Raw genomic sequence first — 14062 nt, 5'->3', positions numbered from 1 at the left:
GGGCCGGTGAGCGCCCGCAGCCTCGACCGTAGAGGCGCCCGCGCAGGGGCGGGAGAGGACCGCTTATCCATGGACCGGCACTCCCTGGCTGAGCCGCAGACGACGCTCCTGCCGGTCAGCGCCTCCAGAGCGGGCGTAGCGAGCCACCGGTAGGAGAACCCGGTGGCCAGGAGCACAGCCTGTGCGGTAACGGTGGGTCCGTCGTTGCACCGCAGCACCCGCGCGGACCTGGGCCGGCTCCAGCATCCGCTGGCCTCCGCGGCAGCTCTGCTCCGCGTGAACAACCAGCGCCTTCCCATCTCTCGGCACCGACAGCCCATGGCCCTGGGTCATCTGCCGGTCACCACATCGAACGCCCTGGACCGAACGCAGACGAGTCACCAGCCGCAGACTCCGATGACGCCCAGGCACTGTCGTCGTGTCACCGCGGCCCACCTGTACGACGAAACCGGCTCTGTGACGAACTCGCCGGGAAACCCCTCGACCTGGACACGGCTGCGCCGTCCAGCCTCGCGCTTTCACAGGGTGGGGTGTCCGAGGCTTGATCAAATAAGCAGAGAGTGCTTCTTTCCGTGCAGCCAACTGGACCCTAGACAAGTCCCATCGTTGCAGGTCAGGAGAACTCCCCGCTTATTTGATCAAGCATTGGACACCCAACCTCGCGAGCGCGAACGATCAGGCTCCTGACAAGCCAAGGAGCGCGTCGGCGTTGCCATGAGCGATCCGCGCCCGATCGGCGGGAGAAACCGGCAAGCTGTTGAGGAACGCCGTGGCCTCGTCATTGGGGCTGTACGGATAATCGACCGAGAAAAGGATGCGATCCGCACCGAAAGCGGTCAGGGCGGCAAGGAACGCGGATTGATCGAAGAAACCACTGGTCGTGATCCACACCTGATCCAAGATGGTCTGCGATACGTCCCGCTTCAGCCCGATTGCCTTTCCCGGTCCGAACATGGCATCGACGCGCTGGAGCATCATCGGCAGCAGCTCGCCCATATGGCCGATGATCAGCTTCAGATCCGGATTTCGGTCGAGTGCGCCCGACACGGCCAGGCGCAGAATGTGAAGCCCCGTTTCCGCATGCCAGCCGAAACCGGCATTGGACAAGATGAACGCGGTAAAGTCCGGCAGCCCCTGGAAGTAGATGTCGCGCACCGCACGTGGCGCGGGTCCGGGATGGACATAGAGGGGGGCGCCGATGGCCTCGGCACGCGACAGGATCGGAGCGAAGCGCGGGTCGTCGAGGAACAGTCCGTCGGTGGTCCCGTTGATCGAGGCGCCGCGGAAGCCCAATCGGGTCACGCACCGTTCCAGTTCGTCCGCGGCCGCCTCGGGATCCTTCATGGGGAGGTGCGCGAACGCCGCGAACCGATCCGGTTGCCGTTCGACGGCCTGGGCCAGTCGGTCGTTATAGTCGCGCGCAAGGCTGACACCCTCCTCACCGGACAGCATCTCGGCGCCCGGGCCCACGGCCGACAGTACCTGCATGGTGATTCCGGCTTCGTCCATCGAGCCGATGCGTTCCTGCTCTGTATCGTCCAGGGCCCGGTCGAGCGCACTCGCCGGCTCGTCTGAATGAGAGGGCGCCCATCCGGCCGGCACCCATCCGGATGCAGCGACGTCCGCTGGGGAAATCCTCTGCGTCAGATCAGTGAAAAGGACATGTTCCTCTAGAGCAACGATGCGCATGATCTTGTTCTCCGTCCAATTGGAATGTGGGTGCGACACAAGGGGGCGGCGCTCGGCGGTCAGCGGCTCGGTTCGTAGGTGAGTTGCTTGACGTGCCGCAGGGTCAGGGCGGTTTCCACGGCCTGCACGCCGTCGAGGCTGCCGATCTTTTTGCTGAGGTATGTGTAGAGCTCGCTGGTGCTCGAGGTGGCGATGGTGGCGAGGAGGTTGGCCTGGCCGGTGGTGGCGCCGGCGAAGCGGACCTCGTGGTGTTCGGCCAGCTTCCGTCCGGCGGCGTCGAGTGCGGAGGGGGCGACGGTGAGCCAGAGCATCGCGCTGATGCCGTGTCCGAGGGACTCGCGGTCGTGCTGCACTTTGAAGTAGAGGATGCCCGTGGAGCGCAGACGCTCCAGGCGCCGTTTGACAGCGGACTCCGACTGGCCGGTGCTGGTCTGCAATTCACTGAAGGTTGCCCGGCCGTCGCGCCGGAGCACGGCGAGCAGCGCCTCGTCCGCTCCGTCGAGAGTGATGGGGGCGGCTACCGGTTCGCTGTACAGGGGACGCAGTGCCGCCTCCTGGTCGGGTTCGAGCGCTTGAGTCTTGTCGAGCCAGCCGAGGGGACCGCCGTAGAAGGTGTGCAGCAGGCAGTGGGCGCTGACCGACATGACCTGAGGTGTGCGTTGCAGGCGGTCGAAGAGAAGTTCGTCGCGGTCCTGTCGGCTGCGGGGTTTCATGGCACACAGCACTTCTGTGCCGCCGGAGATGAGATCGACGTGTGAGGTGTCGGGGCGCCGGGCCAGCGCGGTGGCGAGTTGTTCGGCCACGTCGGGAGTGCAGCGCAGCCGGACGATCCAGCTCTGGCGGCCCAGCAGGCTCTCGTCGGTCATGCCGACGATCCTGAGTCCGGCGGTGGTGCGCAGTTTGCGGAAGCGGCGGGCGACGGTCTGGTCGGACACTCCGAGGATTTCGGCGATGCGGCTGAACGGCGCCCGCCCGTCCACCTGGAGCGCGTGCAGCAGTTTCAGATCAAGCGCGTCGGGTGAAGGGGACTGCATTGATGGCTCCTGTTTCGAGCGGGTTTTGTTCACGTCGTGTCGTACGACAGCGCTGTGTGGCCCGGGACGGGAAGGGTCCGGTCCCGGGCCACTGTGCGGCGCCGTGCCCGTCCCCACGGACGGCGCCGGTACCGGCGCGGTGACTGTCCGCTCCTGAGCCCGTGCCGGTACGTCTGGTGTTAGCTCGGTGGAAGGCCGGCGCTCACCGAGGGGCGGTTGCCTGCGGCCCAGCTGTCGTCCGAACGTCGGCGGTGGGCTGGTCGGGTGTGCGAGGCCCTTGGACGGAGGCAGCCGGGCCCGTTGCCGGCAGGACCGACTGCTGCGGCCGGCGCAGCAGGACGAAGCCCACCACGGCCGCCAGCAGGGTCAGGACGGCCGCGACGACCAGGCAGAGCTGAAGACCGTCGATGAACGCCTGAGACACGGCGCCGAGGACACGCGGGGTGTCCGCGCCCAGGCGAAGCCTGCCGACCGCACTCAGTCCGCCGGCGTCCGCGGCCTCGGTGACGCGCCGGACCGTCGCCCCGCCCAGCCCCGCGTCGGTGAGATGTCCGGGCAGAGCGTCCACGGCCCGAGCGGACAGCAGCGCGCCCAGGACAGCGGGGCCCAGGGCGGCGCCGAGCTGACGGAAGGCGTTGTTGGCGGCAGCGGCCATACCGGCCTGGTGGAACGGCACCGAACTGACGGCGGTGGCGGTCATCGGGGTCAGCACGAACGACACGCCCAGGCCGAGCAGGGCCAGCCGCCAGGCCACTGAACCGAACGAGGTGCCGGCGTCGATCGTGGTCAGCGACAGCAGCGCGACCGCCGCAAGCAGGAGGCCGCCGGGAATCAGCACCCGAGGAGACACCCGGTGCACCAGGCGCCCCATGGGGACACCGAGGACCATCGGCACTATGCACACCATCATCAGCCGCCAGGCCGATTCGAGGGTGCTGAGCTGCTGGACCATGCCGAAGTAGAGGCTGAGGGCGAAGAAGAACCCGATGAGCCCGAGGAAGCTGATCATGGCGATCAGTGCGGTGGCGGTGAAGGAGGGGCTGCGGAACAGTGTCAGGTCCAGCATCGGGCTTGAGCTGCGCCGCTCCACCAGTATGAAAGCGACCGATGCGACAACAGCGGTGGACAGGGCGAGCATCACCTTGGTGTCGGTGAAGGAGTTGGCGCCGCCCTCGATGATGCCGTAGACCAGAGCGGTGATGGCCAGCGCGGAGGTGAGCTGGCCGGGCCAGTCCAGTCGGCGCGTGCCTGGGGCACGGGAGTCGGTGAGCAGCTTCGTCGAGACGACCAGCGCGAGCAGCGAGGCGGGGACGGGCAGCAGGTAGAGCCAGCGCCACGCGAAGTGGTCGAGGATTACGCCCGCGATGACGGGGCCGAATGCGAGGGCGGCTATCAGGGAGGTCGCCCACACGCCGATGAACTTCCCGCGCTCGCGCGGGTCGGGGACGGCGTGGCTGATCAGGGCCAGGGTCGAGGGCAGCAACGCGGCCGCGCCCAGACCGGCGAAGGCCTGTCCGGCCCAGAGGACCTCGATTGACTGGGCGCACAGTGCGATCAGGGCACCCAGACCGCTGAAGGCCAGGCCCGCCTGGAAGACCTTCTTGCGGCCGTGCACGTCACCGAAGACGCCCGCGGTGAGGATGAGCGCGGCCATGGGCAGCACGAACGCGACGCTCACCCAGGACAGCTGAGCGGTCGATGTGTTCAGCGCGCGCTGAATGGCGGGCAGGCTCGCCGAGACGGTGGTCACCGGCAGATAGGCGACGAACACGCCGATGCAGGCCATGACGAATGTGGGCACCCGCCGTTCCTGCGGCGCGTTCCCCGTGGTCGTGACGTTCACGAAAGACTCTCTCCCTTAGGTGCCAGGCGCTGTGGTCGGCTGGCTTCCGCCGCAACGTTCCGGCTTGCCGGGGAGCAGAGGCCAGCCACGAGCGCCGGATCCCGGAAATTCGACATCCGAGCCTTCGGTCCGGAGGAAGTCCGACCCTGCGAAGAAACTACGGACAACAGCACTCTCCGGCGCACTGCGAAGACGGCGCCGACCAGCGGTGCCCGACTCGGGTGAGCAGTTGCATCACCCGGTCTGCCCGGAGGTCTGACAGAGCGGCGGGTGCAGCCGTCCCGGCCGCGCTGGAATTCGGGCGCGGGGACGGCGCCGGCAAAGGCAAAGGTCGTCATGATCAGTCCTTGTGTGGGAGGGGCCATCCCGGAGGGCGTGCCAGGTCACGGCGTCAGTAGCGGGTTGAGGGCACGATGTTCGTCGACTGCCTGGGGACCCGGCCGGTGGATCGGGCCCGTGCCCAGGGTCAGGGACAGGCCCGTGCCCTGGTTGGCGTGGGCGATGATCTCCGCGGTGATGGAGATCGCCGTCTCCTCAGGCGTGCGTGCACCGAGGTCGAGACCGATCGGGGAGCGCAGCCGAGCCAGTCGGTCCTGCGCGACGCCGGCCTCGCGCAGGAGACGCAGGCGTTCGTCGTGCGTCCGGCGGGATCCCATCGCGCCCACGTAACCGACGGGCAGGTCGAGTGCCAGCTGCAGCAGGGGGATGTCGAACTTGGAGTCGTGGGTGAGGACGCAGACGGCGGTACGGGCGTCCACGTCGGTGCGTTCCAGGTAGCGGTGGGGCCAGTCGACCACGACCTCGTCCGCGTGGGGGAAGCGGGCCGCGGTGGCGAAGACGGGGCGGGCGTCGCACACGGTGACCCGGTAGCCGAGGAAGCGGCCGGCCTGGCTGAGCGCGGTGGCGAAGTCGACCGCACCGAAGATCAGCATGCGGGGGCGGGTCGCGGCCACATGGACGAGGACGGACAGCCGGTCGGGGCAGGTGTCCGCGTCCCCGCCGAACGAGACGGCCGCGGTGCGTCCCGCCCGGAGCTGGGCTGTGGCCCGGTCCGCCACCGCCTGGCCTGTCGGCCCTGCGGCCAGCGTCGCGTCGGCGGTCCAGCTGTCGCCGAGAACGCTCAGGGTGGCGCCGATGAGTGCGTCGGGGCCGTCGACGACCTGGGCCACGGCGGCGGGTCGGTCCCCGGCAACCTCGGCGAGGGCCGCGCCGAGATGCGGCCGGGTCGCAGGGTCGATGCGCTGGACGAGAACGTCGAGTTCGCCGCCGCAGGTCAGGCCGACGGCGAAGGCGTCGTCGTCGGAGTAGCCGAACCACGCGCGCTGTGGGGCGCCCCGGTCCTGTAGCACCTGTCGGCACAGTTCGTAGACGGCGCCTTCGACACAGCCGCCGGAGATGCTTCCGACGGCGTTGCCGTCCTCGTCCACCGCGACCGACGTACCGACGGGCAGGGGCGCGCTGCCGGTGACGTCGACGACTGTGGCCAGGGCGAAGGGGCGTGCCTCGCGGCACCAGCGGTGCAGTGTGTCCGCGATGTTCAGCATGAGTCCTTCTCCGTGGTTTGCCGTCGGGGCGTGGGGCGGGTCGCCGCCGCGTCGTCGGGGAGTGCATACGCGGCGGCGACCCTGGTGGGTCCGGCAGCCGGGCGGGAGACCGGTTACCGGACAGGCCGGTGGCATTGAAGACCGCGTTGGCGAACGGGGCCTGCGCCGTGCGGAACGGCCCCCGGGCAAGCCCCGGATGTGCATTTCCGGGGAGGCTGAATTTCCAGTGATCCCGTGGGTGGTGCGATGTCGGTCGCACCACCCGAGCACTCCTGCCCGGAGTGATCCTGACGGGTTGACGGCCTACATCACGTGCTCGATCCGGATGGGCAGCTGGTTCTGTCGCTGTCCGGTGGCGTGGAAGACCGCGTTCGCGACAGCGGCTGCCGCGCCGATCATCGTGACTTCGCCGAGGCCCTTCACCCCGAGGTCGTTGAGGAGCAGGTCGGGCTCGTCGATGAAGTCGAAGTCGATCTCCTGTATGTCGGCGTTGACCGCGAAGGGGTACTCCTCCAGCGTGGTGTTGAGGAATCCGCCGAAGCGCCCGTCGACCTCGCTCGACTCCCGGAGGGCCTGGCTGATGCCCCAGACCACGCCCCCGCGGACCTGACTGGCCGCGGTGACCGGACTGGCGACCCTGCCGCAGTCGGCCACGCAGAGCGCCCTGGGCACACTGATGCGCCGTGTCGTGGCCTCGATGCGGACCTCGACGAAGTGAGCGACCCAGCTGAAGGCCGTGAAGTCCGGGAAGACCGGACCCGCGGCGGAGAACAGGCCGGCCCGTGAACGGTCGAGCATCTCGGGGGGCTGGCCCGGTCCCACGGAGGTCACCTCCACCTCCGGCGACCCGCCTCCGGTGGCTCGAACCGTGGCTGCCACATCCACGGTCCCGGTGTCGCCCGTGCCGAGGTGCTTGCGCAGCTCGCCAAGTGCCTTGTGCACGGCGGGCAACGCGGTCGCGGTGCCCCACGCACCGGCGGTGAGATGCTGCGGCGCGAAGCGCGTGTCACCGACCCGTACGACGACGTCCCGCACGGGAACACCGAGGTCCTCCGCGACCAGGAGAGCGATGGCCGAGCGGATGCCCTGCCCCATCTCGTGGCCGTCAACACTGACGGTCACCCGGCCATCGGCCGCCGCGGACATACGGGCCACGGCCGGAGCGACCAGGACCGGGTGGCCGCCGACAGCGACGCCCATGCCCACGAGCGATCCGTCAGCGGCACGCATCGACCCCGGCCGAGGATCGCGTTTGTCCCATCCGAACCGCTCCGCACCCCGCGTCAGACACTGCGCCAGGTGGCGGGAGGAGAAGGGCAGACCGGTGACCGGGTCCGTGGCGGTGTCGTTGGCCAACCGCAGCTCGACGGGGTCCTGGCCGGTGGCGTAGGCCAGTGCGTCGATGGCCGACTCGAACGCGAAGCTGGCCGGGCCCTCCATCGGAGCCCTCATGAATCCCGGCGTCTGGACATCAGTTTGAACCAGGCGCTGACGTCCCCCGAAGTTGGGTACGGCGTACAGCCTCGACGTCATCTCCGTGAACATGGCGGGGTACAGGTCGTGGCGGGACGTCTGGTGCTCCGCGTCGTGGAGGGCGGCCAGGAGCCGTCCCGACGAGTCGGCGCCGAGCCGGATGCGATGACGGCTGACCGGCCGGAAGCTGCCGGTGTGGAACGTCTGCGGGCGCGGAACGACCAGCTTGACCGGACGCATCAGCCGGCGTGCGGCGAGCGCCAGTGGCCCGATGTGCGGCTGCAGTGCGTTGCGGGATCCGAAGCCGCCTCCGACGTAGGGCGAGATCACTTCGACGTCGGCCGGATCGAGGTTCAGTTGCGCGGCGACTCCGTGGCGGAGTGCGCCGGCGTTCTGGGTGCTCTCGTGCACCACGAGCCTGTCGCCCCGCCATTCCACGACCGAGCTCATCAGTTCCATCGGGACCTGGTGCTGGGCCGGGTGCACGTAGGTCTCGTCGATCTGCACCGGGCTCGCCGCGTACGCGCTCTCGGCGTCGCCCACCTTGACGTCGGGAAACCAGGGCAGGACTTCTTCCTGGAGGACGGAGGTGGCGCCTTCGTCATCGAGTCCGACGGCGAACGGCTCGGTCTCGTAGCGTGCCCGGACGAGTTCCGCCGCCTCGGTGGCGGCGACCGGGGTGTCGGCGACGACCAAGGCGATCGGCTGTCCGCGGTAGGCGACGACATCGCTGAGCAGCGGCTGCAGGCTCTGGAAGGCGAAGCCTCCGCCCATCAGGAACCCGGGGCCGCGCAGTTCGTCCTCGGTGAACCGGGTCAGGACCAGACGGACTCCGGGGACCGCCTCGGCCGCGGCGGTGTCGATGGACAGGGTGCGGCCCTTTCCGATCGTGGCCGGGGCGAACATGGCATACGCCAGGTCGTCCGGGACGCGGTCGGCGCCGTAGCGTGCGGTGCCGGTGACCTTTTCGTGGGCGTCGACGCGGCGCAGGTCTGGGTTCTTCATCGGGCGGCTCGCTTCCCGGCGGTGAGCAGTGCGTCGGTGACGGTGCGGATGCCCAGTTCGACCCGGAACGCGCCGGTGCGAGGAGGGCGGGCCTCGGCGAAGGCGACTTCCCCCGCGCGGCGGGCGGTTTCCCTTGTGAGTCGCTCGCCGATCAGTGAGCGTTCCGCTGCCGTCGCCCGCCAGGGGCGCGTGGCGACCCCTCCCAGACCGATCCGGCAGTCCGTGACCAGACCCTGGGCGTCCAGCGTCACGGCGGTGGCGGCCGAGGTGAGGGCGAAGGCGTAGGACTCCCGGTCACGGATCTTGTGGTAGGTGGAGCCGCGCCCGGCGGGTGTCGCGGGAACGCGGATCCGCAGGATCAACTCATCGGGAGCCAGGGTGTGTTCGAGCAGGGGGTTGTCCCCCGGTTCGACGTGCAGTTCGCCGAGCGGCAGCGTCCGCTCGCCTGCCGGGCCGACCACGTCGAGTTCGGCGTCGAACGCGATCAGGGCCACGGCCCAGTCGCCCGGGTAGGTGGCGATGCAGGTGTCGCTGGTGCCCAGCAGCGCGTGGGTGCGGTCGAGTCCGTCGAGAGCCGCACAGCCGCTGCCGGGATTCCTCTTGTTGCAGGGGAACTCCGCTCCGCCGCGGAAGTAGCCGCATCGCGTGCGTTGCAGCAGGTTCCCGCCGACCGTTGCCATGTTGCGCAGTTGCTGGGACGCCGCCCGCCACAAGGATTCCGACAGCGCCGGATAGTCACGGCGTACGACCGGATGGTCGGCGACCTCGGCCATTCTCGCTCCCGCACCGAACGACAGTTCGCCCTCACCCGTGCTGATCTCGGTCAGCTCGGCGAGACGGTGAATGTCGATGACGGCCGGCGGCGCCTCGATACCGAGCTTCATCAGGTCGTACAGGGTCGTGCCACCGGCCAGGATCCTGGTGCCCGGCTCGGCGGCGGCCAGGGCATCGACGGCCCCGGCGACGCTGTCGGGCACCACATAGGCGAATGAGCGCATCGTCTACACCTCGCTCTGCGCGGCCTGGTCGGCCTGGTCGGCCACCCGGCGGATCGCGGCGGTGATGCCCACATACGCGCCGCACCGGCACAGGTTGCCGCTCATGTACTCGCGGATGTCGCCGTCGGTCCCGGTGTGGCCTTCGGCCAGGCAGGCCAGGCCGGACATCACCTGCCCAGGTGTGCAGTAGCCGCACTGCAGGGCATCGCAGTCGACGAACGCCTGCTGCAACGGGTGCAGCGTGCCGTCGGGAGCCGCGACCCCCTCGATGGTCATCACATCCTGTCCCGCGACCTGGACCGCCGGCGTCAGACAGGACACGACGCGACGGCCGTCGATGTGCACCGTGCAGGCACCGCACTGCCCCTGATCGCACCCCTTCTTGGTCCCGGTCAGCACGAGACGCTCGCGCAGCACGTCGAGCAAAGACTCACGAGGATCCAGAGCGAGGCACACCTCCTCGCCGTTGACGGTGAAGGCCGTCTCCACCAGGCCGGTCGGCGGCCTCGTGGTCGTCGATGTCTTCTCCATAGGGGGCTCGCTCCTTCGTTGCGGCGGGCGGGTGAGCGCCTGCGGCCTCGACCGTAGAAGCCCCCGCGCAGGAGCAGGAGAGGAAGGTTTATCCATGGATCGGCGGTCCCTGCCTGACGGAGAGGTCCCTGAACCGCCCAGTGGATCTGGTGCCGGTTCGGCGTCCACAGGGAACTGCACGGTTCAACCGCCCCAGGGCCCAAGCCGGGGTCCCGGCAGTACTCGCCGAAAAGACAACGGAGTAGCTCCTGACCTGGCCCGTTGCCGTGGGGCCGATGGCTCGTTGGGCTGAACGAGTGATCCGGTGGCGAGAGGGGCGGGCAGATGGCAACGCGGGTGTTCTCCGATGAGGAGTTGGAGGCCCTGCGCTCGTTCCCGGCGATCGGCAAGGACGAGCTGATCCGCTACTTCACCCTCACCCCGGCGGAATAGGCGTTCCTGCGGAAGTTCCTGCGTCCCCAGACGGTTCTCGGCGCCGCGGTGCAGTTGTGCACTCTGCCGCGGCTGGGCTTCGTCCCGGACGAGATTCCCTCCCCCCCGCGGCCGTAGGGCGGTTGGCCCGGCAGCTCGGCCTGCCGGTGGAGGTGCTGCGCGGCTACGGGGTGTCGAGGGAGCAGACGCGTACGGATCATCTGCGGCAGGTGGCGAAGTACCTGGGGTGGCGGCCAGCGAAGTCGCTGGAGCTGAAGGAGCTGGACGAGTTTCTGCTGGCCCGCGCCATGGAGCACGATTCGCCGTCGTTGTTGTTCCGTCTGGGGTGTGAGTATCTGCGTTCGGCGACGGTGATCCCGCACGGCGTGGTCACGCTGCTGGAGAAGGTCGGCACTGCCCGTCAGGCCGCCGAGCGGGAGACCCACGCCCGTGTGGCCCACCTGCTGACCAGCGAGCGCGCGCAGGGCCTGGACGGGTTGCTGGTTGTCGACCCGAAGCTGAAGTCCTCGCGCCTGCACTGGATGGTCATCGGTCCAGTGCAGGCGTTGCCCAACAGCCTGGGCGGCGAGGTCGAGAAGCTGAAGTTCCTGCGCTGCCTGGACGCCGACACGCTCGACATGTCCGTGCTGCCCGCCGAGCAGCGTCGTCACCTCGCCCAGATCGGACGCCGCCTGACCGCGCAGGCACTGGTGCGGCGCGAGCCGAACCGGCGTCACCCGATCCTGCTCACCCTGCTGGCACAGTCCGCGGTCGACGTCCTCGATTCCGTCGTGCAGCTCTTCGACCAGACCCTCTCAGGCTCGGAGTCCCGGGCGAGGATCAAGCTGCGCGACGAGCTCGCCGAGCGGGCGAAGACGCCGGAGGACCGGCTCGCACTGCTGGACGAGATCCTACCCGTCCTGGCGGACGTGGGGATCGCGGACGAGGACGTCGGGAAGCTGCTGCGCGAGAAGATCGGCATGGACCGCATCCGGGCCGCGCACGCCAGCACCAGCCTGCGGCTGCCGCGGGCATCTGCGCATGCTGGACCGCTCCTACACCTACATCCGCCAGTTCCCCCAAGGTGCTGGAGGCGGTGCGGTTCGCGGGCGGAACCGAGGCGAAGCCGCTGATCGAGGCTCTTGGCATCCTGCGGGAGCTGAACGCCACTGGCGCCCGCAACGTCCCCACAGGCGCCCCGGCCTCGTTCGTGCCGGCCCGCTGGCAGGGCTACCTCGATGAGGCCGCGGCGAAGGGGGAGGGACGCCGAGGTCCTGGCGCACATCTCCCCGGCCCGCAGCTCGGTGGTCAACTACCACGGCTCCATCACCGTCGACTACGACCGCGAACTCGCCCAGCTCGACGACCAGGGACACCGGCCGCTGCGGACCGTGACCGTGGACGAGCCCGGAGCCGGGCTGCAGCAGCGGCAACGGCCCGAGCTGGCCCAAAGGGCGTGGACGGTTTCCCAGTTGTCCGTACGGTCGAAGGCGGTCCGGAGTCAGTGGCGATGACTCCGGACCGCCTTGTCTGCGCGAGGTGGGTCAGCTGCGAGTGCCCGCCTTTCGCGGGTCGCAGTCTGAGCGGGCGAGGCTGTCGGGCGGGTAGGGGCCCGGGTCGACGGGATCGTGTGCCGGTTGTACGGGCCCCGGCCGCGTCAGACGTACGCCTGGCGCGGCGTCCGCTCGCCGGTGGCGTGCTGTTCGACCAGGTGCTCCTGCTGGCGGGTGGTGAGCTTCGGCTGGTTGCCCTTGAGCTTCCCCGCCCAATAGGCCCTGCGCGCTACTTGTTGCGGCTGATGCCCGAGGACGGTCGGTGGCCTGTCCGGCCGTGACGCTGGTCGCGCAGGCCACCGCCGTTACTGGAAGTCGCAGCCCGGGTTGGGAGCGCTCACCGAGAGCGGGTCGCCGACCGGATCGACGTAGAGCGCGTCCAGTACCAGGGGCGTGGTCCCCAGGTTGCGGCCGATGTGGACATGGTTCGCTCCCGACATCTCGTCGATGAAGGCGCCGGCGGAGTAGATCCCATCCGTAGCGCAGTCGGCGTCGGAGTGGGTGAGCGTGCCCTTCTCGACGACGGCGTACAACGGACCGTCGTGGTAGTGCCACCCGGTGCTGCCGCCGGGCGCGATGGTGATCTGCTTGAGAGTGTAGGTCGTGCTCCCTACCGTGCGCTGGTAGATGGTGGTGGAGGTTATGCCCGAAGCGGGCGTGGCACTGGCGGTGCCCGGAACCAGGGCCAGGGCCAGGGCCGATACGGCGGTGAGCGTGGCGAGGTGTGTTGCACGCATAAGCGCTGACAACCTTTCAGGCAGACGGCGTCGGGGGTGACGACATGATGGAGGTCGCGTCCTCGGAGCGGTGTAGATGCGCTTGAGGAGGGTGCTGTGGGATGGGTGCGGATCCACTCGTACGCGGATTCCGGCAGGTGTGATCCGGCTGAGACGTCGTCAGGCGCCGTTTACGTTGGCCTCGGTGTGCTGGCTTTCGAGGTTGCCGTTCAGGGACCGCGCGAGTTCTGGCGTCGGATGGTTTGGACGTCATGTGGTCGTGTGGTGCTTTGTGTCAGGGGGTGGGGGTGGGGTAGAAGGCGTTGATCTCGGCCAGGACGCGGTCGGGTGCTTCGTGGACGAGGAAGTGTCCGGCGCCGGGGACGATGGCGGAGGTGGCGTGGGGGGCGGCGTCCTGGATGGGCGGCAGGAACACGTCGGCGAGGGCGGCCTGGGTGATCATGTGGACCGGGATGGTCAGCGGGGTGTCCTGGAGTTTGGTGTTGTCGGCCTCGTCCTGGGTCAGGGTCCGGTAGAGCTCGAAGCCGGCGTGCAGGACCTGGGGGCGGGAGAACACCCGGACGAACTCGGCGAGTTCGTCGTCGGAGACGTTCTCGCCGGCGGTCTTCACACTCTGGAAGAAGTGGGTGAGGAAGGTTTCGACCCGGCCGGTGACCAGTTCCTCGGCGAGCGGATTCTGCAGGAAGAAGGAGAAGTGCCAAGATACCGATGCGAGGGTGGCGAACTTCAGGTTCTTGCCGACGAGGCCGCCGTCCATGAGGAACAGGCCCGCCACCTGGTCGCGGTGCTGGGCGGCCAGTGGGTAGGCGACGTTGAGGCCGAAGTCGTGGCCGACGACGTGTACGTTCTCGTGGTGGCCGAGGTGGTTGAGCAGCTTGTGGACGTAGGTGGCCAGGACCGTCTTGGTCATGGAGGGCGGGTTTCCGGTCGAGTCGCCCATGCCCGGCAGGTCGATGGCGATGACGGTGCGGCCGGGCAGCAGCGAGGGCATGATCTGGCGGTACTCGTACCAGCTCTGCGGCCAGCCGTGCAGCAGCACCAAGACCTGCGGGCCGTCGCCGCCGATGACGTAGTGCATCTGCACGTCGTCGATGGTGGTGAAGCCGTGCCGGAAGTACTTGTTGAACTCGGCGTCGTCCTTGGTCGCCGCGTCGTAGCCGGGGCTGAGCGGCTCCTCCGACCCGACGGCTACGGCGGTGGTGAAAGCGTTCATGGCGGTGTTACGTCCTTTTAGGGGTCCTTGC

At 68.9% G+C, this 14062-nt stretch carries 12 protein-coding genes; 3 read left to right on the top strand and 9 right to left on the bottom strand.

Features of this window, described 5'->3' with window-relative positions; translation table 11 throughout:
* Positions 1–675 precede the first annotated feature (675 nt).
* The 7 genes from LJ657_RS03550 to LJ657_RS03520 all read right to left on the bottom strand — a co-directional run bounded on the left by LJ657_RS03550 (position 676) and on the right by LJ657_RS03520 (position 10117).
* The gene (locus LJ657_RS03550; protein ID WP_232646686.1) at positions 676–1689 is read right to left on the bottom strand and encodes an amidohydrolase family protein; all 1014 of its coding nucleotides are present in this window, start codon (positions 1687–1689) and stop codon (positions 676–678) included.
* A 59-nt stretch (positions 1690–1748) separates the two neighbouring features.
* Positions 1749–2723 (bottom strand): Lrp/AsnC family transcriptional regulator, encoded by a 975-nt coding sequence (locus tag LJ657_RS03545; protein ID WP_232646685.1) that lies wholly within the window; start codon positions 2721–2723, stop codon positions 1749–1751.
* A gap of 202 nt (positions 2724–2925) precedes the next feature.
* Complete coding sequence (locus tag LJ657_RS03540) at positions 2926–4566, bottom strand: MFS transporter (protein WP_372487795.1); 1641 nt, start codon at positions 4564–4566, stop codon at positions 2926–2928.
* 383 nt (positions 4567–4949) lie between these two features.
* A complete protein-coding gene (locus LJ657_RS03535; protein WP_232646684.1) occupies positions 4950–6110 on the bottom strand; it encodes an XdhC family protein in 1161 nt (386 codons plus the stop codon).
* A gap of 303 nt (positions 6111–6413) precedes the next feature.
* Positions 6414–8588, bottom strand: a complete 2175-nt coding sequence (locus tag LJ657_RS03530; protein ID WP_232646683.1) for a xanthine dehydrogenase family protein molybdopterin-binding subunit — start codon at positions 8586–8588, stop codon at positions 6414–6416.
* Positions 8585–9586: an FAD binding domain-containing protein gene (locus LJ657_RS03525; protein ID WP_232646682.1), complete on the bottom strand. Its 1002-nt coding sequence runs from the start codon at positions 9584–9586 to the stop codon at positions 8585–8587. Before LJ657_RS03525 ends, LJ657_RS03530 begins: the two co-directional genes overlap by 4 nt.
* Before the next feature lie 3 nt (positions 9587–9589).
* Positions 9590–10117, bottom strand: coding sequence for a (2Fe-2S)-binding protein (locus LJ657_RS03520; RefSeq protein ID WP_232646681.1), 528 nt, complete (start codon positions 10115–10117; stop codon positions 9590–9592).
* A gap of 324 nt (positions 10118–10441) precedes the next feature.
* On the opposite strand from LJ657_RS03520, the gene LJ657_RS03515 reads away from it, so the two are divergent.
* From LJ657_RS03515 to LJ657_RS03505, 3 genes are all read left to right on the top strand, one after another.
* Entirely contained in the window at positions 10442–10549 is a 108-nt protein-coding gene (locus LJ657_RS03515; protein ID WP_232646680.1) for a DUF4158 domain-containing protein, read from the top strand.
* Between the two features lie 56 nt (positions 10550–10605).
* Positions 10606–11661 carry a DUF4158 domain-containing protein gene (locus tag LJ657_RS03510; RefSeq protein ID WP_308117004.1) on the top strand — a complete coding sequence of 352 codons (1056 nt, stop codon included), beginning with the start codon at positions 10606–10608 and terminating at the stop codon, positions 11659–11661.
* Positions 11662–11766: 105 nt separating this feature from the next.
* Positions 11767–12042 (top strand): hypothetical protein, encoded by a 276-nt coding sequence (locus LJ657_RS03505; RefSeq protein WP_232646678.1) that lies wholly within the window; start codon positions 11767–11769, stop codon positions 12040–12042.
* A 344-nt stretch (positions 12043–12386) separates the two neighbouring features.
* Here LJ657_RS03505 and LJ657_RS03500 read toward each other — a convergent pair whose 3' ends face one another.
* A complete protein-coding gene (locus tag LJ657_RS03500; RefSeq protein ID WP_232646677.1) occupies positions 12387–12818 on the bottom strand; it encodes a cupin domain-containing protein in 432 nt (143 codons plus the stop codon).
* Positions 12819–13092: 274 nt separating this feature from the next.
* A complete protein-coding gene (locus LJ657_RS03495) occupies positions 13093–14031 on the bottom strand; it encodes an alpha/beta fold hydrolase (RefSeq protein ID WP_232646676.1) in 939 nt (312 codons plus the stop codon).
* Positions 14032–14062: the final 31 nt, after the last annotated feature.

The sequence above is a fragment of the Streptomyces guryensis genome (assembly GCF_021261325.1).
In the GTDB taxonomy this organism is placed as follows: domain Bacteria; phylum Actinomycetota; class Actinomycetes; order Streptomycetales; family Streptomycetaceae; genus Streptomyces; species Streptomyces guryensis.
Note: the sequence above shows the minus strand (reverse complement) of the source record. Positions and strands in the feature narration are given on the sequence as shown.